19 protein-coding genes and 2 pseudogenes are annotated in these 23,576 nt (G+C 68.2%); 9 read left to right on the top strand and 12 right to left on the bottom strand.

Annotation, left to right across the window (positions count from 1 at the left end; translation table 11 throughout):
• Positions 1-47: 47 nt before the first annotated feature.
• Entirely contained in the window at positions 48-3,548 is a 3,501-nt protein-coding gene (locus tag ACZ6NZ_RS05825; protein WP_465856145.1) for a phosphatidylinositol-specific phospholipase C domain-containing protein, read from the bottom strand.
• Positions 3,549-3,798: 250 nt separating this feature from the next.
• Complete coding sequence (locus tag ACZ6NZ_RS05820) at positions 3,799-5,106, bottom strand: hypothetical protein (RefSeq protein ID WP_465856143.1); 1,308 nt, start codon at positions 5,104-5,106, stop codon at positions 3,799-3,801.
• Positions 5,107-5,379: 273 nt separating this feature from the next.
• Between ACZ6NZ_RS05820 and ACZ6NZ_RS05815 the strand changes: the two genes are divergently transcribed.
• From ACZ6NZ_RS05815 to ACZ6NZ_RS05790, 6 genes are all read left to right on the top strand, one after another.
• A complete protein-coding gene (locus ACZ6NZ_RS05815; protein ID WP_465856141.1) occupies positions 5,380-6,408 on the top strand; it encodes a hypothetical protein in 1,029 nt (342 codons plus the stop codon).
• Between the two features lie 179 nt (positions 6,409-6,587).
• Positions 6,588-7,826: a chymotrypsin family serine protease gene (locus ACZ6NZ_RS05810; protein ID WP_465856139.1), complete on the top strand. Its 1,239-nt coding sequence runs from the start codon at positions 6,588-6,590 to the stop codon at positions 7,824-7,826.
• Between the two features lie 331 nt (positions 7,827-8,157).
• Positions 8,158-8,310 carry a hypothetical protein gene (locus ACZ6NZ_RS05805; RefSeq protein WP_465856137.1) on the top strand — a complete coding sequence of 51 codons (153 nt, stop codon included), beginning with the start codon at positions 8,158-8,160 and terminating at the stop codon, positions 8,308-8,310.
• Positions 8,311-8,328: 18 nt separating this feature from the next.
• Positions 8,329-8,808 (top strand): GNAT family N-acetyltransferase, encoded by a 480-nt coding sequence (locus ACZ6NZ_RS05800; RefSeq protein WP_465857381.1) that lies wholly within the window; start codon positions 8,329-8,331, stop codon positions 8,806-8,808.
• Positions 8,809-8,930: 122 nt separating this feature from the next.
• Complete coding sequence (locus tag ACZ6NZ_RS05795) at positions 8,931-9,518, top strand: ArsR/SmtB family transcription factor (protein ID WP_465856135.1); 588 nt, start codon at positions 8,931-8,933, stop codon at positions 9,516-9,518.
• On the top strand, positions 9,515-10,807 hold the full coding sequence (locus tag ACZ6NZ_RS05790; RefSeq protein WP_465856133.1) for an MFS transporter: 1,293 nt from the start codon (positions 9,515-9,517) through the stop codon (positions 10,805-10,807). The genes ACZ6NZ_RS05795 and ACZ6NZ_RS05790 overlap by 4 nt, the downstream gene beginning before the upstream one ends.
• 165 nt (positions 10,808-10,972) lie before the next feature.
• Here the strand turns inward: ACZ6NZ_RS05790 and ACZ6NZ_RS05785 are convergent, their stop codons facing one another.
• From ACZ6NZ_RS05785 to ACZ6NZ_RS05765, 5 genes and pseudogenes are all read right to left on the bottom strand, one after another.
• A complete protein-coding gene (locus ACZ6NZ_RS05785; RefSeq protein ID WP_465856131.1) occupies positions 10,973-11,602 on the bottom strand; it encodes a hypothetical protein in 630 nt (209 codons plus the stop codon).
• A gap of 300 nt (positions 11,603-11,902) precedes the next feature.
• Positions 11,903-13,027 (bottom strand): DUF808 domain-containing protein, encoded by a 1,125-nt coding sequence (locus ACZ6NZ_RS05780; RefSeq protein WP_465856129.1) that lies wholly within the window; start codon positions 13,025-13,027, stop codon positions 11,903-11,905.
• A 116-nt stretch (positions 13,028-13,143) separates the two neighbouring features.
• Positions 13,144-13,271, bottom strand: a pseudogene (locus tag ACZ6NZ_RS05775) (IS5/IS1182 family transposase); the annotation flags it as partial.
• Positions 13,272-13,277: 6 nt separating this feature from the next.
• Positions 13,278-15,590, bottom strand: coding sequence for an NACHT domain-containing protein (locus tag ACZ6NZ_RS05770; RefSeq protein WP_465856127.1), 2,313 nt, complete (start codon positions 15,588-15,590; stop codon positions 13,278-13,280).
• Complete coding sequence (locus ACZ6NZ_RS05765) at positions 15,587-17,719, bottom strand: NACHT N-terminal Helical domain 1-containing protein (protein WP_465856125.1); 2,133 nt, start codon at positions 17,717-17,719, stop codon at positions 15,587-15,589. Before ACZ6NZ_RS05765 ends, ACZ6NZ_RS05770 begins: the two co-directional genes overlap by 4 nt.
• A gap of 87 nt (positions 17,720-17,806) precedes the next feature.
• On the opposite strand from ACZ6NZ_RS05765, the gene ACZ6NZ_RS05760 reads away from it, so the two are divergent.
• A complete protein-coding gene (locus ACZ6NZ_RS05760) occupies positions 17,807-18,043 on the top strand; it encodes a hypothetical protein (RefSeq protein ID WP_465856123.1) in 237 nt (78 codons plus the stop codon).
• A 273-nt stretch (positions 18,044-18,316) separates the two neighbouring features.
• On the opposite strand, the gene ACZ6NZ_RS05755 is transcribed toward ACZ6NZ_RS05760, so the two are convergent.
• The 3 genes from ACZ6NZ_RS05755 to ACZ6NZ_RS05745 all read right to left on the bottom strand — a co-directional run bounded on the left by ACZ6NZ_RS05755 (position 18,317) and on the right by ACZ6NZ_RS05745 (position 20,979).
• Positions 18,317-19,462, bottom strand: coding sequence for a hypothetical protein (locus ACZ6NZ_RS05755; protein WP_465856121.1), 1,146 nt, complete (start codon positions 19,460-19,462; stop codon positions 18,317-18,319).
• Positions 19,459-20,031, bottom strand: a complete 573-nt coding sequence (locus ACZ6NZ_RS05750) for an RNA polymerase sigma factor (protein WP_465856119.1) — start codon at positions 20,029-20,031, stop codon at positions 19,459-19,461. Before ACZ6NZ_RS05750 ends, ACZ6NZ_RS05755 begins: the two co-directional genes overlap by 4 nt.
• A gap of 513 nt (positions 20,032-20,544) precedes the next feature.
• A complete protein-coding gene (locus ACZ6NZ_RS05745) occupies positions 20,545-20,979 on the bottom strand; it encodes a DUF3592 domain-containing protein (RefSeq protein WP_465856117.1) in 435 nt (144 codons plus the stop codon).
• Between the two features lie 91 nt (positions 20,980-21,070).
• On the opposite strand from ACZ6NZ_RS05745, the pseudogene ACZ6NZ_RS05740 reads away from it, so the two are divergent.
• A pseudogene (locus ACZ6NZ_RS05740) lies at positions 21,071-21,217 on the top strand (IS5/IS1182 family transposase); the annotation flags it as partial.
• Here ACZ6NZ_RS05740 and ACZ6NZ_RS05735 read toward each other — a convergent pair.
• Both ACZ6NZ_RS05735 and ACZ6NZ_RS05730 read right to left on the bottom strand, forming a co-directional pair.
• Complete coding sequence (locus ACZ6NZ_RS05735) at positions 21,166-21,318, bottom strand: hypothetical protein (RefSeq protein ID WP_465856115.1); 153 nt, start codon at positions 21,316-21,318, stop codon at positions 21,166-21,168. The pseudogene ACZ6NZ_RS05740 and the gene ACZ6NZ_RS05735 sit on opposite strands and share 52 nt — an antisense overlap.
• Before the next feature lie 75 nt (positions 21,319-21,393).
• A complete protein-coding gene (locus ACZ6NZ_RS05730; RefSeq protein WP_465856113.1) occupies positions 21,394-21,975 on the bottom strand; it encodes a TIGR03086 family metal-binding protein in 582 nt (193 codons plus the stop codon).
• A gap of 298 nt (positions 21,976-22,273) precedes the next feature.
• Here ACZ6NZ_RS05730 and ACZ6NZ_RS05725 point away from each other — a divergent pair, with 298 nt between their 5' ends.
• The gene (locus ACZ6NZ_RS05725; RefSeq protein ID WP_465856111.1) at positions 22,274-23,326 is read left to right on the top strand and encodes a LysE family transporter; all 1,053 of its coding nucleotides are present in this window, start codon (positions 22,274-22,276) and stop codon (positions 23,324-23,326) included.
• Positions 23,327-23,576 lie beyond the last annotated feature (250 nt).

Raw genomic sequence — 23,576 nt, 5'->3', positions numbered from 1 at the left:
GCCCGGCGGTGGCATCCGGGTCGGACCCGGATGCCACCGTCCTCGCGTCAGCTGGCCGGGCCGATGAGCCGCCAGGGTTCCAGGTCCGCGTTGGCCCCGGTGCCGGGCACGTTGCCCTGGGTCCACCACTTGGCCTGCCAGACCTTGCCGGCGTACTTGACGGTGAGGTTCTCCACCGACTGGGTCGCCGGGTTGTAGACCTTGCTGGCGTCCCAGGCCGGTGCCGAGCATCCGCCGGTCGCCGGGATCACCTTCGCGGCGCCCCGGTTCTGCTCCGGCACCGAGGAGAACGTGGTGCCGCCGAGCTTGAGGGTGGTGTTCACCGGCCCGGTCGCCGGGATGTAGTAGATGATCGGCACGTCCAGGCTCTGCCCAGCCGGGATGATCTGGCAGTAGTCCAGGGTGAGGCTGACCCGGTGGAAGGTGCCGGAGAGCCCGGTGCCGACATTCGGGCCGGTGTGCCCGGCCTGCACCTTCCACCGGCCGCCCTGGGCGCCGGTCTGCCAGTTGCCGTCCTTGATCAGCGGGGGTGTCGAGGTCGGCAGGTCGAAGGAGATGACGTTGTCCCTGCCGCCACCGATGGTCACCCCGGTGTTGTTGCTGATCCGGACGGTCGGGGTCAGCGGCCACAGACTCGCCGTGTCGGTCGGGTAGCGGATCAGGTCGACGCTCACGTCGAGGGCCAGTGCCGGACGCTGTACCGAACTGCCGGCGCCGCGGCTGTCGCCGTACGCGGCTGCGCCCTGGAGCCGCTCGTGCAGCCGGTTGGTCAGGGTGTAGCCCATCACGCAGGGGTTGTCCGGGGTCGCATCGGCCGGGCACTCGTAGTCACCGGAGAGTTCCCACATCATCACGCCACCCGCGCCCTTGCGGTTGACGTAGTCCACGACGTGGTCCAGGCCCTCGGTGTCCTGGATGGACAGGTAGGTCTTCTTCTCCGGGTTCCACAGCCAGGCGGTGCGGGTGGTCGCGTCCCAGTGCCGGTCGTACGTGCCGGTGCGCCGGTCGTTCGGGTCGCTGTCCGGGGTGAGCCCGACCGCGTTGGCGTAGCGGGGGGTGAGGTCGCGTTCCAGGTTCTTGGCGTGCCACATCGGGTTGACCCCCGCGCCGACCTCCCGACCGTTCGCGTCGCGGTCGTGCCAGATGTTGTCGATGCCGACCGCGCCGTCGCCGCAGGGGCGGACCAGGCCGGTGCCCGGTTGGCAGGTGCTGCCGACGGATCTGCCCCACATGCCGTTGCTGCCGCCGGTGACGTTGCGCCAGCCCCGGCTGTAGTACGGGATGCCGATGTTGATGCGTCCGGCCTGCATCGCGCCGCGCAGGTGGTGGAAGGCCCAGTCGGTGTTGAAGTAGCCGATCTTCTGGTATTCCGGTGTGGAGTACAGGTCTCTCAGCTCCGGGTCCTTGCCGTCGTCGTGCAGGGCGGCGTTCGGGCCGACCACGTCGTTCCAGGAGCCGTGGTAGTCGTACGCCATCAGGTTCGTGTAGTCCTGGTAGCGCAGCGCCTTCTGGTTCTCCATGCCGCGCACGAGATAGCCGGAGGCCGACGTGGCGGAGGTGAGCAGGTAGTAGCGGCCGTTGGTGGCGGACGCCCGGTCCAGCTTCTCGCGCAGCGTCTTCATCAGGGCCGTGTACGAGGTCGGCAGGCCCTTGCGGCGCGACCGCGCGTCGCCCCAGTCGTTCGGGTTGCCGGTGTCGTCGAGCACTGTCGGGTACTCGAAGTCGATGTCGACGCCGTCGAAGCCGTACCGGCCGAGGAAGTCGACGACCGAGTCGGAGAAGGTGTTGATCCCGGTCTGGTTGGTCGTACCGTCGGCGTTGGTGGTCATGCCGTAGAAGCCGCGGCTCTCCGCCCAGCCGCCCACCGAGATCAGCGTCTTCACCCGGGGGTGCAGACGCTTGTAGGTGGTCAGCAGGTTGAAGTGCCCGCGGTAGGGCAGGCTCTGGTCCATCTCGGTGCCGGGGACAGACCAGGTCATGCCGGTGGCCGGGTTGTTCGGGCCGTCCGCACCGACCGAGATCCGGTTGTTCTCGACCCGGGCGAACGCGTAGTTGATGTGCGTCAGCCGGGACCACGGGATGTTCTTGACCAGGTAGGAGGGCTTGCCGTCGGCGCCGGTGCGGCTGCCGTTGAAGTAGCCGATCACCCGGCGACTCCGGCCCTGGCCGAGCCACTCTCGACCGTCGCCCTGGTAGGCCCGGCAGTAGGGGGTGCTGGTGCCGGCGGTCGGGATCATGCCGTCCGGGCGGCACTGCGCGTGGTCGGTCGGCACCACCGGTCGGGTGCCCCCGTTGTCACCGCCGGCATGCTGCTCCATCGGGTCCCCGGCGCCGCCGTTGCGGCTGCCGCCGGCCCGGCCGGCGGGATTGCGGGCGACGATTTCGTCGATCAGCTTTCCGCCCGGGAAGTCCATCATCACGATGCCGAGCCGGTCCATGGTCTGTCGTCCGCCGAAGTTGCCCGCCCGGTTCGGGTAGAACTCCGGGCACCTGTCGTTGCTGGCCCGCAGGCACTGGATGAGGAACTCGTTGACCCCGGTCGCCCCCGAGGTGCCACCGGCGACCGTGTACGGGTGGGCCATGCCCCCCGTGCCGCTGGTGTAGTTCATGTAGAGCGAGCCCGGCTCGTGGTCGTGTCGGGCCTGCTCGCCACGGTTGGCGTCCCACACCCCGTTGGTCTTGCGCAGGTGTGTCCGAACGCTCTCCCACTTGTCGTCGATGTCGCTGATCTGGGGAACGTCGAAGTTGTCCTGCACGTAGCCCTCGTAGGAGCCGCCGGCCGGGTAGAGCTGTGCAATGCCGTAGCCGCCGTAGATGCCCCCGGCCGGTCCGCGGAACCCGAGCAGGACGATCTTCCCCCGGACCGCGCCGAGGGTTGGGGTGGTCGTCTGCTCGGCGCCGTCGACCGAGTCGGCCCAGAACAGGTTTCCCCAGGCCCTACCCTGCCTGGTCTCGTCACCGTTTCCGGTGTGGTAGCGCCCGGTGAGGTACGAGTCGAAGACCTTCCGACGCCACTCGGTGCTGTCGTAGCCCTGCGCGTCGGCACAACTCGCTCCGCTGCCCAGGCACTCGGCCTTGAGGTTCAGCAGCACCGTCTCGGTCGGGTTCGCCCGCAGAAAGGTCTCGATCTTGGTGAGCACGTCGGTAAAGTTGGCCCACTGGTAGTAGACCCCGTGGTGGACGGTGAACGTCAGTCCGGCGTCGCTCTGGTCCACCCGGACCCGGATGTCGATCGACCGGATACCGGCGTCCAGTTGGGTGGCCAGCGTCTCGGCGCTGTACCCGTGGCGTTCCTGCGTCTGGGTGAGGCTGGTCGAGATGAACTCGCAGTCGCCGTTACCTGCCGACTGGCCACAGAGCGCGAGGGTGTCGTGGGTGCCGGGAATCGACAGGTCGGCCAGGCTGGCGTCGTCCGACACCCGTGCCATCCAGTCCCGGTTGACCTCGGCGGCGGATTCGATGCTGCCGTAGTGGTCGTTGGCGAAGGCTGGTGTGGCCGGGCCGGCGACGGCCGTCGCGGTCGTCGCGACCAGGGTCGTGGCGAGCAACGCGATGACCAGCCGCGGCTGTCGGGTGCGCCGCGACCACCTGAGGTTCGGCCTCTTCGCCGAACCCGGTGGGGCGGATGCTGAGTGTGTCGTCGACATGGCAGACCTCCGGCAGGCGTGGTCGCGCGCGAGCACGCATCGATGGAACTGCCTGAAGTCTCGGCACCGCGCCGCGTGGAGACATCTGTCAGATGACGACTGGTCTTCTGATTTGCCCGCACCGGGTGGCCGGTGCGGTGGAGGTGGCGCGTCAGCTCGCCTGCCCGCCGAAGCGGGCGCGGATGTCGCTCGGGTAGGAACCCTTCTGCCAGATCACCGAGAATCGGCCCGTCGGGCTGGATGCCGGCTGCGCGTAACGCCCGTCCGGGCCGAGGATTTCGGACGTCCCGAACACGCCGTCCGAGCCGATCGTCCGGGCGTGCACCTGGCTGGTCGAGAAGTCCGGGGTGGGCGCCTGCCAGGTGATCAGGCCGTCGCCGTCGTCGTCCAGGGTGAGCTTCGGCCAGTCGCCGGCACCGAGTCGGGTGACCGGGCCGAGGTCGCCGGTGCTGGAGATCGAGCGGGCGAAGACCTGCCTGCCGTCGGAGGTCCAGCGGCCCCAGGTCAGCACCGCGTCACCGTCGAGATCGCCGGCGAGTTCGTCGAAGAGGGTCAGCTCGTGGGCCGCTGGCGAGACGCTGATGACGCTGCCGAGCGTGTCGTTGTGGCGGTAGTGGCGCACCCGTAGGCGAGGCAGCTCACCCGCCTTCACCCAGCGATAGCTGATCACCGCGTCTCCGTCCCGGTCCAGGGCGAGGGAGACGCTCGCGTACCTGACATCGGTGGCCCTCCCGGCGATGACGCGCAGCGGTGCGACGCCCTCCGGGCGGACCCGGCGCGCGACGACGCGCTCGTAGCTCTCCGTCCAGGCGACGACGGCGGTCCCGGTGCGGTCGACGGCCACGACCGGCTGGTCGACGCCGACGCCCAGGGTCAGCTCCGGGCCGAGCGAGCTGTCCGCGCCGAAGTAGCGGGCCTTCGTCGTGTACGCCCCGTCGCGGATCTCCGTCCAGGTGACCAGTGCCAGACCCGAGGGGTCGACCGCGACGGCCGGACTGACCCCGTGCCACGTCGTGATCATCTGCAGCGGCCCCAGGTCGCCGGTGGCGGACACCCGGCGGCCCGCCACGAGGCCGTCCTGTGTCCACACCACCGCGGAGTCGCCGTCGTCGTCGGACGCGACCTTGGGCCAGGACGCGGACGCGCCGAGCGGCGACAGGGTCTGGACCGGCCCGAGCACGCCGTCGACCGACACGGTCTGCGCCTTCACCTGGTCGTAGCAGCCGCTCGCGGCGCTGTCGCAGCCAGCCCAGGCGAGCAGCGAGTCACCCTGCCGGTCGACCGCGACGAAGGGCTGGTCCTGCCCGCTCCAACCGGCTTCCGACACGACCTGGACCGGGGACCAGGTGGCCGCCCACGCCGGTGCCGGGATGACCGCCAGGATGCTCAACGCGCCGACCACGCCGGCGGTGAGCCGTCGCGCACGCCGTCCGGCCACTGCTCTGTCTGCTCGGTGCATCGTCGCCCCCTCGATCGATGAACATGCTTGATCCAGAGCATCGTGCCATCGACCCGGCTGCACCGCTCGCCGGAAGCGGGTACGCGAAGCGCCCCGACCGGTTCCCCGCTGACCATCGAACAGCCAGCAGGGCGGTGACGGCACCAGGTGGGGCATCGTCCGGCATTAACATTTACTCGCCTCGAACTGTGGTCCGATTCGGGTCATGGCCGGGAGTTCGGCCGACGCGGCGCTCTCCAGGGCGTCTCTCCTCAACCCTGAAGGAGTCGTTACGTGCGGAAAGCATTCAGCATGCTCGTGGCGCTGCTGATCATCACCGGGTCCGCGCAGGCCGCGCAGGCGGATGCGGGGACGGTGACGAGACTGACGCTGACGAGCGGGAACGACTTCTACTCAAGAGTCGAGGAGCGCCTGCTGAGCCGAACGGTCACGCTCTCGGCCGGAGAGTCGAGGCACGTACGGAGCCGTCTCGAGGCGACGAGCAGCGTCACGCAGGTCGTGGCCATGAACAACACGCTCAAGTGCGTGGACGCGGGCGGCACCGTGGTCGGCACCACCTCAACGTCGTCCCGCAACCACGAGGGCTCGGACACCACGTACTACGCCACGCCTGGGCATCTGCCCATCTACGCCGACCTGCTGTTCACCGCGCCGTCGGCCGGCACCTACACCTGCGGCCTCTACGGATACACGGCCTCCAGCTCGCTCACCGATTACCATCTGACCGCCGTCGCCACCAACACCTGGCTCGAGGTGAGCGACACCAACCAGGTGGGCGCACGCTGGTGGCAGAACCCCTCCTGCAACAGCACCGGGACGTCCAGCACCTGCACCTACGTCGGGGCGGGCACCTCCACGGCCTGGGTGTTCTACAACGACGGCACGCCCGTCTACAAGTGGAACGCCCACAGCCTCGCCACCAGCGTCCAGGCGCTGGCCAATCTTGAGCTCACCACCTGCTACACGGGTACCGCCTCGTGCGGCAGCAGCGTCGACGCCTACGAAAAGCCGCGCGGCACGAACGCCGTGGTGGATGTGCGCTTCGAGATGATCCAGCTGGACACGACGGCGCACACCTGTCGCACGACGAGCACGGCGACGTCCCGCAAGACGATCCGCGACGACGCGCACCACTACGTCGCGAACTTCGCCCTGTCCGGCATCCCGGTCGACCCGACCTGCGGCACCCGCACCTTCATCATGCGGATCTTCGTGCAGCACGTCTCCGGAAACCCGATCAAGATCGACGGCGTACAGAGCACCACGTCGCTCACGAACGGCATCGCCATGAACATTTTCTGACGGGTCACACGGTCTTACACCGGCCCAGGAGCCCTCGCGTGAGGGCCCTGGACCCTTTACGTGTCTGGACGAATGAAGCAAGTCAGACTATGTCGTTTATCAATGCGTGGGACATCGTCGCCGCGATCGGGACTATACGATCCCCACACCATCCGGGCATCATCCACTAAGGAGGCTCCATGCGTAAAAGCATGGTGTTGCTCTGCTGCCTAGTCACCACGATCGCGGTCACGCCGTCCACCGCCCAGGCGAAGGAGTCTTCGGCCGGACAGCCGGCCTCGCAACCCGGCTTTGCCGCAGCAGTCGACGTGGAGGCGATGACCGCACAGTTCCACCGACTGGAAGCCGCCGCCGCCGCGCACCCCGACGGCGCGGGCGGCACCTACTTCGACGAGGCGACCGGTCAACTGGTCGTCCGCCAGGTACAGAACGCCGAAGGTGCCCGGCTTCGCTCCGCGGTCGGCTCCCGCTCGCGACAGGCGGGAGAGGTCCCGGTCCGGTTCGAGACCACTGCGGTACCGATCAAGCGGCTGGAAGCCGCAGCCGAGCGGCTGGCGAACAGCCACGCCTGGGCTGGCTCCCACGCCGCCAGTGTCGACCGTGTGAAGCTGGACCGGCTGGCCGGAGAGGTCGTCATCCACGCCTCCGGGGACGCGGAGGCACTGGTCGCCGCCGCCCTCAAGGCTACCGGCGTGACTCCCCGGGTGTCGGTCTCGCAGGCCGGGATCACGCCCGCCAGCCGCCGCGTCGACACCAGCCCGTACTACGGCGGGCTGGCGATGTTCAACTACAACGTCACCGCCGCGGGAGACAACCCGCGAACCGTGAACGCGTACTGCACGACCGGCTTCCGGATGACTCGCGGGGGAACGAACAGCAACTGGGTGACGACCGCGGGGCACTGCGGCGGCAATGGCACCACCTTCTGGCACAACGGCGGCTGGAACCTCCGCGTCAGCTCGAACTACCTGACCCTGGGCACGGACGTCTCCATGGTCGCCGGCGAGAACGGGGCCTACTTCAGCCGGTACTCCTGGTTCGGCGAGCGCGACACGTCGACAGCCAACCCGGTCACGGCGAAGCTGACCGGGTGGCCCGCCATCGGTTCCGCCGTCTACATCTCCGGCTCCAACGGCGGCCTGGTGTACGGCAAGGTCACCGACACCGGCAACACCGGATGCACCGGCTCCCCGGTGGTGGAGGTCGACACCGTCACCGGGCACGCGCAGGACGGTCCCGTGCTCGGCGGTGACTCCGGCGGGCCGGTGACGAGGTGGAACACCGCCACCTCAGCAACGAACGACCTCGTCGCCGAGGGCACCGTCACCTGCTCCGACCGCAGCAGTTACGCCGAATTCGACCCGATCCACCGCATCGAGGCGGCGACGGGCGCCGTCGTCGTGGTCGCCGGCACCTGACAGAGGCATGTGCGGGCGGTGTGCTCACTGACGCCGCCCGCACGTGCTCACCGCCCAACTTGACGGCGCATCGTGCGCTGCGACGACGCCATGCCGCTATCGGGGCTCGGCTCGTACTCGCGCCAGGACGCCGCGCGCAAGGTCGAATAGCCGCGGAGCCTCAAGGCCAGCGCCGCACGTTCCTGACCGCGACGTAGAGGCGGGCGCCGCCCTAGATACCCGGGGGGCGTGCGACCGCTGGGAGCCTTCGCCTGCGACTCTTACCGGCCATTTGGTTGGACCATTCGGCTTCGACGAAACCACGTCGTGACCATGCAGATTGTGTGGAAACATGCGCGACGTGGTTCACGAACACCTCTGGTACGCGTTACCCGTCCTCACCGGTCGGAGAATCCGGCTAGAACCGTTGACGCTCGAACATGCCCCCGGCTACCTGGCGGCGGCTGGCACCGAACCCGACGACGCCGAAGTCTTCCGCTGGTAAAGCCCACCCGGCGGCGCACTGGGCCAACCCGTCACCATCGAGGGCGCGACCCGGCACATCACCATCGCGCTCGCCGCCAGAGCCGCAGGCACCAGGCTCCCCTACGCCCAGATCGACACGCGCACCGATGAGTTCGTCGGAACGACATCGTTCGCCGACCCGCAACCCACCTTGCTGGCGCTGTCCATCGGCTACACCTGGCTCGGCCGGGCCTGGTGGCGATCAGGGCTGAACACCGACTCGAAGCTCGCCATGATGACGTTCGCGTTCGAAACCCTCGGCGCGGTCCGGGTCGCCTTGCACACCGACATCAACAACATCCGGTCCCAGCAGGCGATCGAGCGGCTGGGAGCGTCTCGCGAAGGTGTACTGCGCAAACATCGGCGCCGGGCGGACGGCAGCTGGCGCGACACCGTGCTGTACGCGATCGTTGACGATGCCTGGCCAGCAGCGAAGGAAAAGCTGCTGGCACGGCAGGCGGCCCACGATCGAGACTAGAGGGGTTGTCCTCACCAGACATCCGCCGAGCTGACGCAGGTCGTGCCGTTCACCCTGATCGCTGGCTCTGCCGCGGCAGCCGAGCGGTGGCGGGGCTCCGGCGTTGCGGGTAGATTCGGAACATGTCTTCCACATCTGTCACAGATGTCGAAGGGCTGCGCGCGCTGGCTCATCCCGCGCGGCTCCGGATCCTGGATCTACTCCGCGTCCACGACCGGCTGACCGCCTCTCAATGCGCGGCGCAGCTCGGGCTCTCTCCCAAGTCCTGCTCCTACCACTTGCACGTGCTCGCCAAACAGGGCCTGGTGGAACAGGGCGCTCCACTTGCCGAAGACACCCGGCAGCGACCCTGGCAACGCCGCTTCGACGAGGTACGGATGCCCCTTGCAGGAGAGACCGGTGGCGCGGACTCCGACAACGCCCGCGCGGACGCGCTCGGCGTGGCGGCCCGGCACGACCTCAGGCTCTTCCTGAGCTTCCTGGCGTCACCGCAGGCGGGGAGCGGCGACTGGGCGACGAGCACCACCGTGCACACCCGGACCGTCCTCATGACACCCGCCGAACTCGAAGCCTGGGGCGAGGCGGTCGAGGACATCACCCGCTGCCACGTGGAGAAGGCGAGCCGGACCCGCCGCGACGGACGCGGCCCGGTCCGGCTGGCCATACGTGGCTTCGCTCAGACGGCGCCAGGGACGGGGACTGCCGAATGACCGGTAATGAGACGACGGGCCTGCGCCGCTACGCCGGAGTGGTCGCGAACCGGCAGATTCTGGCCGCCCTGATCGGCGCACTGGTCGCACGGCTCGCCCAGACGATGTCACCGCTGCTCATCCTGCTGCTGGCCAACCAGCGGTACGGCGGGTTCGCCATCGCAGGCGCGGCAGCCGCCACCTATGGGCTCTGCGCGAGCCTGAGCGGGCCGCTGATCGCCCGGCTGGCCGAGCGCTACGGCAACCTCGTCCTCCTGATCGCCGGGATCCTGAGCAGCACCGGCCTGTTGGTCATCGTCCTACCGTGGCAGTCCTGGAACTTCTGGGCCGGTGTCGTGCTGGCGGGTGCGGCGATCCCGCCGCTGAGCGCAACGCTGCGAGCCACGATCGCGACCAGCATCGAGGACCCACAGGAACGCATCGCCGCGTACGGCCTGGACACCGTGGGCACCGAAGTGCTGTTCGTACTGGGGCCAGCCCTCGTCGGTCTGGTCGTGGCCTTGAGCAGCCCAGCGGCTGCCCTGGCCGGAACCGCGCTGCTCCCGGTTGTCGGTGCCACCACCCTGCTGATCCAGCAGCGTCGCGTCCCGTCGCCGCAGTCGTCGCCGGACGCGCCGGAGCAGGCCGCGGACCGCCGGCTGCTGATCCGGCTCTCCCCGTGGCTGGGCGTGGCGGCGGTCCAGATGGCCGCGATCGGTCTCGTGGAGGTCGCGCTGATCGCGGTCGCGGTCACGTTCAGCTCCTCGGCCGCCAGCGGGGCAGTGCTCGCGACGTGGGCGGCGGGCAGTGTGGTGGGTGGATTGTGGTACGGGTCGCGGTCGTGGCACACGCCGGTGCGCCGGCAGGTACGCCTGCTGCTGCTCGGCAGCGCTGTCGGGTTCGCCCTGCTGCTCGCCGCGCGGTCCGCTCCGGCCCTGTACCCGCTGGCGTTCCTCGCCGGCGTATTCATCACCCCGGCGGCAGCGGCCCTGCTGACCGATCTGAGCGAGAACCTGACGGGCGGGCATCGGCTGACCGCGTTCGCGTGGCTGGCGTCCGCGAACGGGCTGGCCGGATCCTTGGCCTACGCCGCGGGCGGAGTGCTGGTCGCCGGCACTGGACCGTGGGCGACGATCGCCGTCGCCGCCGCCCTTCCCGCGCTCGCGGCACTACTGTTCCGAAGCCGTGGTACAGGTCCTGGACTTCCGCAGTCGACTCCTCACCGGTCCGATGATCAACGCATCACCAGCAGCGCTCTGCCAGCCATCCCGGAACCCAGACCTGCAAGCGGAAGACCCCAGGTCCCCTGATCCTTGAATGTTCGTCAACGGGGCAGGCCCAGAGGAGGACCTCCGTTTCCCGCGTACCCGCGTGCGGCGTGACCACCGCGTGCCCGGCACGCTGACGGCTACCCCGGCGGGCCGGATGCCGATAAGTCGGTCCTCGCCGTGGGCCCGTCCGCGCGAAACCCCGCCCTACCGCTGACGGGGCGGACTCGGCGGGTCGTGTTCCGCGGCGAGCACGCGGTACGCCGCGAGGTCTTCGAGGGTGCCTCTGGCCACTGCGCTGACCCTTGCCGGATCAGTCGACGCGGACGACGGATCTTGCCGTTCACGTCCGAGTGCAGCCAGAACCTCATCCGCGGTGGTGTGCATGTCCCGAAGCGCAGCCTCAGCCATACCGTCGGCCTCCAGTGCGGCCATCCGGATGTGCTGGCGCTGTAGCTGCAAGTCCAGCCGATGCTTCTGCCACTCCATGACGGAGGTCAATCCCTGCTTGACGACCGCCATAGCGGCAAGGGAGTAGGCCACCGGCGTGAACTCCGCTGCCACCGAGACAAGGATCGTCTCGAGAGGGCTGGCGAGAGAGACGCGAGCTACCCGAAATTCGGCTCGTCGCGGATCCTCCTGCGAAGGGAGCGCCCGGCGCACGAGGAATTCTCGGAGCGGCATCGTGGGGTCAACGATGAAGATCGCAGCTTCGCCCAGCGTATGCAGCGACCGAAGATAGTCAGCGACGTTGGCCAGCGGCGGCGTTTCGCCGAGGTCAGCTACGACCCGGAGGGTCGGCACCTCCGTTGACGTCAACGAGGTCGCTTGAGTCATAGAGGCATCTAAACATGATCCCGTCAGCACGGCCTGCGCCGCAGCGGTGACGCGCAGCCTGCCCGAATCCGCTTGAGCAACTGACGGCCCGCCGGCCGACTCGCTGCGTGTCCGCTGCACCCACACAGAAGGCGCCGCCCGATCTGCGAGACGAACGACGCCTTCGGTGACCCGCCGCACCGGGTCTTGCAGCCGACACGCGAAGAGGCGATCCGCCGGGCCGAGCAGATCATTCGGGCCGCTGGCGTGAAGGCCGACCCCGCACCTGAGGCCCGTGGTCGACCTACGGTGATGTCACGGTCATCCGCGCGGCGCCGGGTCCGCAGGAGCGTCGGGACGCTGAGCTGCACGGCTCGCCGGCGCGGGGATGGTGCCGTCGGTACGAGTCGTGGCCGTCGCAGTCTCTGCCGCAGCCTTGGGTTTGCGCCGGTGGAGCGTGAGAGTCATGACCAGCACGACCAGCGCTCCGACGATGAGCCCGAGGATCGCGCTGGCCACCGTGTTGACGAGCCAGCCGACGAGCCCACCGAGAACACCCGTGGCGTCGTGGGCGGCTACCTCCACGTGGTGCACGGCCTCGTACAGGAAGTGCAGGTTCAGCTCGTTCGTGCCCAGCAGCAGGATGTGCCCGCCCACCCACAGCATCGCCGCGGTGCCGACCACCGTCAGCACGGTGAGGACCACCGGCATCGCCCTCACCAGACCGCGGCCGAACCTGGCGACGGCACCGGAACGCTGCGACAGGCGCAGCCCGGCGTCGTCCATCTTCACGATGAGGGCCACCACGCCGTACACCAGGACGGTTATGACGACGGCGACGATAGCCAAGATCACCAGGCGGGACCAGAACGCCTGATCGACCACCTCGTTGAGGCTGATGACCATGATCTCCGCCGAGAGGATCAGGTCGGTTCGTACCGCCCCGGACACCAGTGTCGTCTCGTCCTGCACCTTCTCCTCGCCCGCGCCGTGGGCATCGTGATGGGCGATCTTGGCCCACACCTTCTCCGCGCCTTCGTAACAGAGGTAGGCGCCGCCGAGCATGAGGATCGGAGTGAGCAGCCAGGGCACGAACTGACTGAGCAGCAGCACCGCCGGCAGGATGATGAGGAACTTGTTGCGCAGCGACCCCACGGCAATGCGCTTGATGATCGGCAACTCGCGCTCGGCCGCCAGGCTCCGCACGTACTGCGGCGTGACGGCAGCATCGTCGACGACGACACCCGCAGCCTTGGCGCCGGCCTTCGCAGCGGCCGCCCCGATGTCATCGATCGACGCGGCAGCGGCCCGGGCCAGCACCGCCACGTCATCCAGCAGGGCTACGAGTCCACCGGCCAAGGGAGGGTCCTTCCAGGGGTTGTGGTTCGAACCTGCCCATTCTCGCTCAGGTTCCTGCGCGCGGCACGCCACCACCCGGTCGCTCATCGGGCGAGAGCTAGAGGTAAGCGATTGTCGGGCTCGGCTGACGGCCCGCCACCACCGCGCCCGGGTCATCACCTGGTCCCCGCTCAGGCCGAACCCATCCGCCGCAGTCACCGTTGGCCAGGGTCGGCGTCGATGCGTTCTGGTCGCTGTCCGGGTCGGCCGCGGATGCCTGTGATCGGCGGGATCTTGTCGACCAGGGCAGTAGCTGGGTGGCGTCCTGGCGGTTGCCGCCGGTCAGAGACGCCCGACGCTACGGGTAGTGGGGCGAGATCCGGATAGACACAGAGGATTCGGGAACGACCAGGACGATTTCCAAGTGGTCCTGGTCGTGCTGGGCCGCTCGCCAGGCGGTCATCGCGTTCACAAGGTCGCCGACCGGTATCAGACCAGTCATAGTGAGAGACAGACACCCCATCATCCCGTACGGGGCCGGGTGTTGCCCGGCACGACGGTTCGCGACGAAGGCCAGGCCACCTTCACGCCGAAGGGCCGGCTCGGCTAGCAGCCAGGACTCCAAGCTGTCGGCGACGGCCGACTCAGACGTGCTCAGCCAGAGCTGCCAGGACTCGTCGAACTCGTGGGACAACTGCTCCACGACGTTGTTTACCCGCCCCCGCACGTAGGGCTCGAGCCGTTGGGCGCTTTGTAGGCACTCCTGCAGTACGCCCGCGAGCACCCTGCGCCGGTGCCGGTCGCCCTCGAAGCGGGCGACCAGCAGCAGAACCAGTTTTTCGGCCTCGCGGTGCCGGGCCTGGGCCACGGCCATAACGAACGTCGCACGCCAGAGTGGCTCATGGGCACGTGCCACCAGCATATCGGCCCGGCCATTGTGCAAGATGTTCTGTGCGGCGAGGTATTCCAGGAAGGTCAGGTGCAGAAACCGGATTCGGCCTTTCTCCGGCTCGACGAGGACGCCGCTCTCCACCAGGAGCGAGTCCAGGACTTCTGAGGGATCCGGTACCTGCTTGGTCAGGCTACGGCTGGTGAGCGCAAACTGATCCAGCACCCGGCTTCGGGGTAACTCGATCCATCCCTCCTGAAGCATCAGACCGGCCAGCTCCTCGAGGAAGATCGAGGCGATGGAGCGAGGCAGCCGCACCCGGCCAAGTCCTCGTTCAACGTCCCGACGTTCGATCAGCATCTCCACGAATGCCTCGTAGACGTTGGATCCCCTGAGCCATTCGGGGCCGCGGTCGAGATAGACACCACAGACCAGTGTGCACATCAAGGGGCTGGTGGCCAGCTCGCGCAGCTGCGGATTACTACGGATGAGTCGAACGACTTCCTTGCCGAGCTGGATCGGCAACCTGCGGCCCGTCCGCTCCGGTACAACCGGGCCAACCGTGGCGAACCAACGTGTGACCAGGTCGGTCACGCCCGAGTCATCCAGCGGTTTGAGTGAGGCGACGGTGAAGCCGAGGTCCGCGAGGTACGCCGGGTCGATCGCGGCCTGGCGGGACGAGACCACGAAGCGGCACTCTGGATAACGCTCGACAAGCCGGTTCAGCCACTTGCGGATCCTGGGAAGGTGCCCCTGCCCAAACTCGTCGAGGCCGTCGATCAGCAGAATTGCGTTGCCCTGGTCGCATCGTCGATTCAGCTCTGCGGGCGACAAGCTCGGCCGCAGCGATGGGCGGGCGTACTGGAAAATGAAGTCGACGACGGAGCTCGGCTCCTTCTCCGGGGTGTCACCCAGCCGGCTTCCGGGCACGTAAATCGGCAGCAGCTCGTTGTGCGTCGCAAGGAGGCCATCGAGGGACTTGCGCGCTCCGTCGACGGCGAGCCAGCGCATTAGTGCCGTCTTTCCGGAACCCGCTGGGCCGGTCAGGTAAAGCCTGCGGAAATCGGCCAGCGCCCACTCGACAGGCATCTCGTCGCCCTCGACCGTTATCCGGGGGCGGCTGTAAGTCTTACTGAGCGAGAACTTGCGCATCGCGGCAGGCAGCGTGAAGCCGACTATCTCGGCTTGGTCGAGGCTGGTGACGATCGCCAGGCGGTAGGCATCGTCGCCGGCCGTGGGCAACTCGCCGAGCCTGCTTCGCACTATGCCGCCGATCTCGCCTCCGTCGCGGAGAAGCTCGGCTACGACGTACGGGCTGGATTCGGGGAACGCGGACGCGGCGGTGATCAACACGGAGGCGGTCTTCGCGAGGAGCACGTCGTGAAAGCGTCGTTCCGGCTCAGTGAGGTCCAGGGCATTCGCAACTGCCGATCGTTCCCAGATGACCGTGATCAGCCGGGCGGGTTCAAGTCCGGCGTCCTTCAGATCGGCGGGTGACAGGGCGGCTTGGTGCAGGCTGAGGCGCACGGTGTCGACGACTCTCGACCGCGAGGTGTCGTCGAGCTGTTCGTACTCCAGATCAGCGGAGATGCTCGCCATGACGATGCCGGTAAGCGACTCAAGCTGCCGGGTGAGGCGACGCCGATCGAGGGCGTTTGGGACCTGCGCGTCCAGGAACTCATCTAGCGGCTCGCCCGGGGCCTTCTGCCCGCCAAGCCAAAATTCCATGACGATGCGGATGACGCTGGAGCTGAGCGACATCACGGGCAGCATGTCCATCATCCCCGCTCCTCCCGATGCCGGATCATCTCTGCCAACGCCGCCTTCTCCGGCCGATCATTCCATGACTCGATGATCATCTTCCGCGTCGCCGCGTCAGCCGTGGCAGCGACCGTCGCCACGGCCGCGAGGTCCTCGGGCCGGGCAAGCGCGATCACGCACGCGGCCGTCTCAGGCCCAACGAATTCCTCCTGGGCCAGTAGGTCGAGCATGACCTCCCCGATCGCCACGACTTGGGCGGCCAGCTCCGGCGACCGCGGCGGGACCATGTCGGCCGTAACGCCGGCTATCCGCTCACGCTTGTCGGGATCGACCTGCTGCATGACCTGCAGCGCCGCGCGAGCCGTGCCGAGTTGCCTGGCATTGGCGAGGCGGCTCAGCAGCTCGCTCGCGACCGACTTCGGAAGACAGGCTGCGGCGGCCACCACGGCACGCCGCTTCTCCGGAGTCGCCGCCCAATCGACGAGCTGGCCGAGAAACTCGCGCTGCGCATGGAATCGGGCGGCCAGCGATTGACGCACCGTGTCCTGAACGAAGGCAAAACGCTGACGGTCGCAGTGTCGAAGGAGGCGATGCCGGTGCGCCAGCTCGCCGATACGCGCCGGCGTGGTCCTCAGCCACGCGGCGGCCTGCGCGGCGGTGAACTCCTCGTCGTTCTGCGTCGACCAGTGCGCCAGCTCGATGAGGTCGTCCCAGTCGTCAACCGAAACCGTCTCTCCGTCGGCCGGGCTCAGCGGGTCGTTCGCGCTCGTCGCCCGAAGGATCCGCTCGACGAGCGCGGCCCGGTCGTCTGGGAGTGTGAGTCCCCCGCCGAGAAGCTCCCGGCAGAGCCCAGCAAGGAAGATCGGGACGGCGCACAGGCCACGTATGTCCGAGCACCGACCGACGGCCATGAGGAGCCCGTCCCGCGCCGCTCGTACCGCCTTCCGTTCCTCTTCCGTGGCGCACTCCTCGGCCACTGCCGCGTGCCAGCCGACAATGAAGCGGTCGACCTCGATCGGCAGCATCTCCCGAAGCTCGATCTCGCGCAGGCCGAGCTCGGCCGTCCAGGCGGCGGGCACGGCCGAGCGGGTGTTGACGAGGACGACGCAGCCGGAGCCCATCGCGTCGCGCACCAGCTGCTTGATCTTCCTCGATCTGGAAGGAACGGCGTGAACGTCAACATTGTCCATGAGCAGGATCGCCTTACCGTCCCTGATCAGGCGCTCCTCCCAGCCCTTCGGGGCGCGGCTCGCGAGCCGCCCGTCGAATCTGGCCATCGCGTCCGCCGGCACCGGGGCGCTGTCGCCACCCAGGTCGAGGTAGAGCGGAACCTTCGAACCCCACGCGGCGAGATGCCCCGGAAGGCCGCCGGCCAGGGCTTTGAGCGCGAGACACAGCAGTAGATAGGTCTTGCCGGAGCCAGCGGGGCCCCGCACGATCCAGCCGCAGTCGCTGCCGTCAATGTCGAGGACGGCTGCCGGTTCCTGGAACACCGTGTCCAGCGGAAGTTCGATTGTCGCCCCGCTCGGGCCGGACACATCGAGTGTCGGCATGAGGTCACGAGCCTCGAAGCGGTAATCCCAGGTGAACTCGTCGTCTTCCCACTCGATCTTGCGTTGGAAGAGGGCAGTGTCCTCGCCCCGACGGCGTTCCAGCAGTTCCCGCAGGATCCTGCCGTGAACGTACGCGTTCTCCAGGAACAGCTGGGCCATCCGATAGCAGATCTCGGCCAGGAGCATGCGGTAGGCGGCGGCTGCCTCACCGAGTTCCGCCTCCAGGTCGGGTGGCGCGGAAGCAAGGTAGTAAGCGGTCAGCCGCTCGCCCGAGAGGCCGAGGTCGACCAGGCCACTGAGATCGAGTTCGACGGAATCCATGGTCGCGACGACCCTTATCGCAGCCGCTTCGACGTCATGCGACGGGAAGGTGCTGACCAGGTTGCGCAGAAGCTTCCTTGTGACGTCGTCGATGGTCCGTTCGATCTCCTCTGCCAGTTGTATTCCCTGTTCGGCGGTCCCGAGCTTCCTCTCGACGAGCCAGGCACCCAGCTCGCCCGCCAAAGTCCCACCTGCGCCGGGTAAGACCACCGCGGCCAGCGTCTTCACCAGCGCGTCGGCAAGTCGCAGCCCAGTCTTCTTGCTGACCCGACTCACCGGCGGCAGCCTCCCATCCTGAATCAGCCCGGAGAGACGAAGCGTAGATGCGCGGTGCCCGCCGGGCGGCTCAAGACACGGTCAGCAGTGAACGAGCCCGAACCGACATTCCCGGCGTCTCTGGCCAACGGCCTACAAGTTGGCATCGACGATCTCGACCGGCCGGTGCCGAGCGTGCGGGCAGCCGGGCTGCCACCCACCTATTCCACGCTGGACGAGCTGCACAGCCTCGGCCGGGGCGTACAGCTCGCTGTCTACCGCATTGTCCAGAGCCATGCCGATCGCGTCGGCAACGGCCTTGATCAGGTGATGTCATCCAGCTGACGACCGAAACACGATGGCTGATATTTCCGCCCACCGAAGAGGTCACCATCTGAGATGTCTACTTAGGACGTCTCCCGCGCAGCTTCGCGACACAGTCGGTACCGGTCAGACCAACGCCTCGTAATTCCAGCGTTCCTATGCGGACGGCTCGACGCCCGCCAGCCCGACGGCCAAACGACGACGGTGCGGACCGCCCGTAGGCGGCCCGCACCGTATCGAACGCCGGGCGCGTTACGCCCGTCTGCCGAATGCTGGTGGCTGGGAGTTCCCGGCCTACAGCTCGGCCGTCGTCACGCGGGAGGATTCGTACGTCGTGGAGGCCCGGGGAAGGCCCGGCACGGTCGATACGTCCTTCACCAGCATGCCGGTCAAAGCGTCGATGGTCAGCACCTCGCTGCCCTCGCCGCCGAACACCTCGGGGCCGGCGGTGATCGTCAGGGTGGCCTTGCCGTGGGTGGTCGAGTTCTCGACGCTGACCGCGGAGATGGTGGACAGCAGATGCAGCACGCCGGCCCGGACCTGTGTGTTGCCGTCGCCGGCGGACAGCGCCTGGGTGCTGTACGTCCACAGGGCGTTGTCGAAGTGCCGCTGAACGGCCTGGGGGCTGTACGGCTTCGGCTCGGCTTTGCCGCCCTTCTGCTTGATGATCACTTGAGCGTCCGCCTGCTGTTTGTCCCACACCGCCTTCTGCGCTGCGGGGTCGAGGCCCACCAGCGGATCCTTGGCTGCCCTGAGCATGAGGGTCCGGCCGTCGGCCGGGCTGCTCTCCGCCGCGGCGACGGCTGCCTCGAGGAGTGGGGCGTAGCCACCGTCCGTCATCTGGTCCTGCTGACGGGCGATCGCCCGCTTGATGTCCTTCACGCTGTTACCCGTGTAGATGGCGTGACCGTCGGTGTACAGCGTGTAGACAACCTGCATGGTCTTGGTGCCGTGGACTTGCGTCGCCTTCACCAGCCACGCGTCGCCCGCCTCCGAGTTGACCGTCTTGATGGATCCGGCCAGGGTCATCAGCGGCGCGTGCTCGGCCGTACCGTCGACGGTGGTCGAGCCCGAGGTGGCGGCTGACGAATTCTTGCCGGCCTCCATGCCCCCGGTCGCTGACGAGGTGAGCACTACAGCGACGACTGCCGCCGCGGCGGCAACCCCCACCCCGGCGCCGATGCCCCATCGGCCCGCGATACCGATCCCGCGGCGGCGCTGAGGCGCCGGGCTGGATTCGTGGGCCCGCGCGGTTGTCGTCGTGTCCATTGTTGAAGTCGCCTCCATAGTCGTGTCCGCCGCTGCTCCCGCGCCCAGCAGCGGCACGGTTGCGGGGTCGGCCATCGCCGCCCGCAGCACCGCCCGCGCCCGCTGGTACGCCTCCGGGCGTAGTGGTTCTGCGCTTCCCAACGCACCGACCAGATCGAGCTCGTCGGTCATCGGTGTCTCTCCTTCGCGCTGTTGCGGTCCTTCATAAGAGCGGACACCCCCGGGGCGTCGCGCAATGCCGTCCTGGCCTGGCTCAGCAGCCGCCGCGCGGTGCCGGCCGGTATGCCGAGCGCCCGCGCGGCGTCGGCCGCGGTCAGGTCCTCCCAGGCCACGAGCCTCAGGACCTCGCGCTCTTCGGGTTTGAGCCGCGACAGGGCCGACCGGAGCGCCGCCCGGGCGTCCACGCCGAGGTCCACCGCCGACCACGGATCCCATCCAGGAGTTATGTCCGGCACGTCCGCGACCAGGTCCTCGGCCGGCCGGGACCGCCAGTAGCGACGCAAACGATTCAATGCCACCCCGTACAGCCACGGCCGCGCATCGTTGTACGACCGGTCGTACGACCGCCGCGACTCGAACGCCGCAACCCAAACTTCGCCCAGGAGGTCCTCAGCCGCATCCCGCCCAACCCGGCGAACGAGGTACGAACCGACGGCAGCCTCATGACGCTCGACCACCTCGACGAAGGCGTCGGCATCGCCATCCAGCGACCGGCCTATCAAATCCGCATCCGAAGCCATGGCCCTCCTCGGCAAAGTCCGCGCTTCACCCTGACATTGCCGACCAGACGGGAAAGTGTTCAGACCCCGGGGCCCGACGGCCAGCAGGTCGCCCGACAGCGACCTCTCGGTGGCATGAGCGGCTGCGGCGCGCTGAGCGTGGGCCCGAGCGTGGCACCAGGCCGCAGCCGAGGGCCGAAATGGAAGAAACGGCAGTTCATCGACGGCTGACCTATCACCCTGAAGCGCAGCCATCACACGGGCTGCAACGTCCCCATTGGCCCGGCTGTACGGTGCAGCGGGCCGCGCCGGCGGCGACCGGTCCTCGGGGTCTGACCACGAAACGCCGCACTGCTTACGGTCACGTACGGCCTACGGCTGGTCCGAATGCCGACGCGGCACAATGGGCGGTCCCTTGAGCTGTCCGCGCAGATTGGTACGCCTCGACCAGCATCAACCGACATGCGCTACAGCCAACGTGGTACGAGTGGCCCGGCGCGGTCTCGCGGCACGGTGAGTCAGCTCTGACCTCGCCTACCGTGCCCAGCGGTTGGCCCGCACGAGCGCGACGGTGGCCAGTGGGAAGCTGACAGCGCCGAAGGCCGCCAGGCCGGCGAGCAGGTAAGCGACGCGGTGGTTGTGCGGAGCACGGCGGTCGGCTACCTCCGCCTCCAGGTCCTGCGGGTCGTAGACGATCGGGATCTCGTCACCCACCACCGGAGCAGCACCGGGCGCCTCGTCACCCTGACCGACCAGCGTCCGCGTCCGCCGCCCGTTTACGGTGTCGAACTCGACGTGGATGCGACCCTTGGCGACCTTGACGACCTGGCCGGTGGCCTCCACGCCCCGGGTCTGCAACGCCTGGTCGTTGCGCCACACCGTCCAGGCGGAGATGGCGAAGCCGATGACGACGACGAGCCCGAGCCCGGCGAACAATATTGGCGGGCGGCGCGTTCGCAGCAGATCCATGCCGGTCACCATCTCCGGTACGCCGTGTCGACAAACAACGGCCTCGACTGCCTGCAGTCGGGTATGACGTCACTCGGACAACCCGGAATGGAACCGCCACGACGTCAGCCAACTCCTGCCCCTGGTCGACACGATCCCACCGACCAGGGGCATTCGAGGCCGACCACGACAACAACCCGGGCGGATCTACGCCGACCGGGCCCCCACATCGCCACAGACCAGGAAGAACGAGGAGCGGTCGTCGGTCACCCAGGTCAGCTCGCCGACTTGGGTCAGGTCGCCGTCGATGATGACGTGGTACGGCGGCCGGGTGAACGGCGGCAGGCCGTGTCGTGGCACCGATGGCCCAGCTGTCGCCGACATCGTGGACGGCTGTAGCCATGACCCGACCACGGCGCCTGGAGAGGCGGGCCCTTACCGCTGGGCTGCCGGCGACCAACCAGGGTCACGGCCGGCGAAAGCGACGACCCGTTCCATCGGAGAAGCGTCGGGCGAGACGGCGTACTCCGGGCCGAACGCCATGCCGGGACCGCGCCACTCGGGCTTGAGCGTCACCCGGTAGAAGGCAAGTGCCCGCTCGCAGGTTGCCTCATCCGGCTTCCAAGGCAAACCCGCCGCGGTGGCCATGTCCCAGCCGTGCGTGATCACCTCGATCAGCAGCATGTCCAGGACCACGGAGCCGGGAAATGCTCCACCGAGGTGGGGTACGTTCACGATGGTCTCCTCGACCCCGGCCGCCAGCGCGGATCGCAACGTCGCCGAGAGCCGTGGGATGACCAATTCAAGGTGGTCGGGCCCTGAGTAGGCATGCGGATCCGCTCCTCGCTCCTCGGCGCCAGGGTCGGCGAAGGCGGCCTCGAAGTAGGTCAGTCCGCCGGTGAGGTGCTGCCGCAGTCGCAGCACGTCGAACCCGTCGGACGGAGTCGGTAACGCGTACTGCTCCGCGGTGGTGCTGGCCGCCACCCGCGCCAGGTCATCGAGCAGAGTCAAAATCATGGTCCGTCTCCTTCTTCAATGAGCGAGCAGTAGCGAACCCACGGCCGCCCACCGCTCGAAGGCCACCAGGGCCGCGCGTCGGTGTAGAGCAGGACCACGGCGGCGAACACCACGGGCGGCAGTGACGTGGCGAGATTGAACCGGCGCAGCCTCACCTGCGTCGACTCGGTGAAGCGCGGGCGGTTGTGCGGTCATCACCTCATTGTTCGGCAGTCGGGGGACACGACCAGTGACACCGCGTCACATGCGACGGTGACGTGGTGTCACTGACGGGTCCCACACTTCTGCGCTGTCATGGGTGCATGTCCACCCACGCGTCATCGAAGTCGACCGGCTGAACCTCGCCTACGGTGACTTCCACGCCGTACAGGACCTCTCCTTCGAAGTTCGCCCCGGAGAGCTGTACGCGCTGCTGGGCACCAACGGGGCCAGGAGGACCTCGACCCTGGAGGTCATCGAGCGACACCGCAAGCCGACCTCCGGGACCGCAGGGGGTCTTCGGGCCGGGCGGAAGGTGTCGCAGTTGTCCGGCGGGGAGAAGCGGCGGTTGGACTTCGCCACCGCCGTCGGCGGGACACCGGCGCTGATCTTCCTGGACGAGCCGACCACCGGCCTGGACATCCAGTCCCGCGACGCCCTCTGGGCGACGGTAGACCGGCTGCGCGAGAACGGCGCCACCATCGTGCTCACCAGCGAGCACTTGAAGTCCGACGGGAGCGGCATGATTGATTGGCTTGGATTTTTGGTCGCAGCGGCGCTGGTGTCCCTCATCCCCGGCGCCAACCAATTGCTCGGGCTTAGTAACGCCGTCCGCTACGGCACGGCCAGCGCCATGGCCGGGGTCGCCGGGCGGCTCGCCGCCTTCGTCGTCCTGATCGGCTCTGTCGTCGCCGGGCTCGGCGCGGTGCTCATCGCCTCCGAGGCCGCGCTCGAGGTAGTCAAGTGGATCGGCGCGGTATACCTGGCCTGGCTTGGTATCTCCAGTCTACGCAGCGGCCTACGGACACCTCGCCACGCCACCACGCAGGCGGCGGCCACCGGCGGCGGCATCCGCCCGATCGTCACCCGCGAGTTCGTCGTTGCTATCAGCAACCCCAAGGCCCTGCTTCTCTTCGCCGCGCTCTTGCCCCAGTTCACCGACACCACCGCCTCGAACGCCAGCCTGCAACTGTCTCTGCTCGGTGCGGTCTATTTGATGATCGAGCTGATCGTCGGGCTCGGCTATATCAGCGTCGGCCGCTGGCTGGGTGGCATCGGCATCCCAGCGCGCACCCAGCAACGAATCGATCTCGGCACCGGCGTCGTCTTCCTCGGGCTGGCCGGCCTTGTTGCCGCTGACGACCTGGCCTGACTGCACGGCCTTGTCGGCGGTGTTCGCCAGGTCCACCTACGCCGGGCCGGCTGAGCTCGGCGAGTACTGCTGTTCACCCGATGTTGTTCCAGTCGATCGCCCTAGCTTCGGGGCGTCATGGTGATGGCCGCGATGGTGCTGTGGACGAGGTGAAGCTGAAGTCGCGCTCGCGCCGTCATGCGCGAAACCCAGACCCGGACTCGCCACTAAGCGGGCCGTTACGCCGCCAACACGACTGGCTGTGAGCGGC

The organism is Micromonospora sp. NPDC047756 (assembly GCF_055587245.1).
Note: the sequence above shows the minus strand (reverse complement) of the source record. Positions and strands in the feature narration are given on the sequence as shown.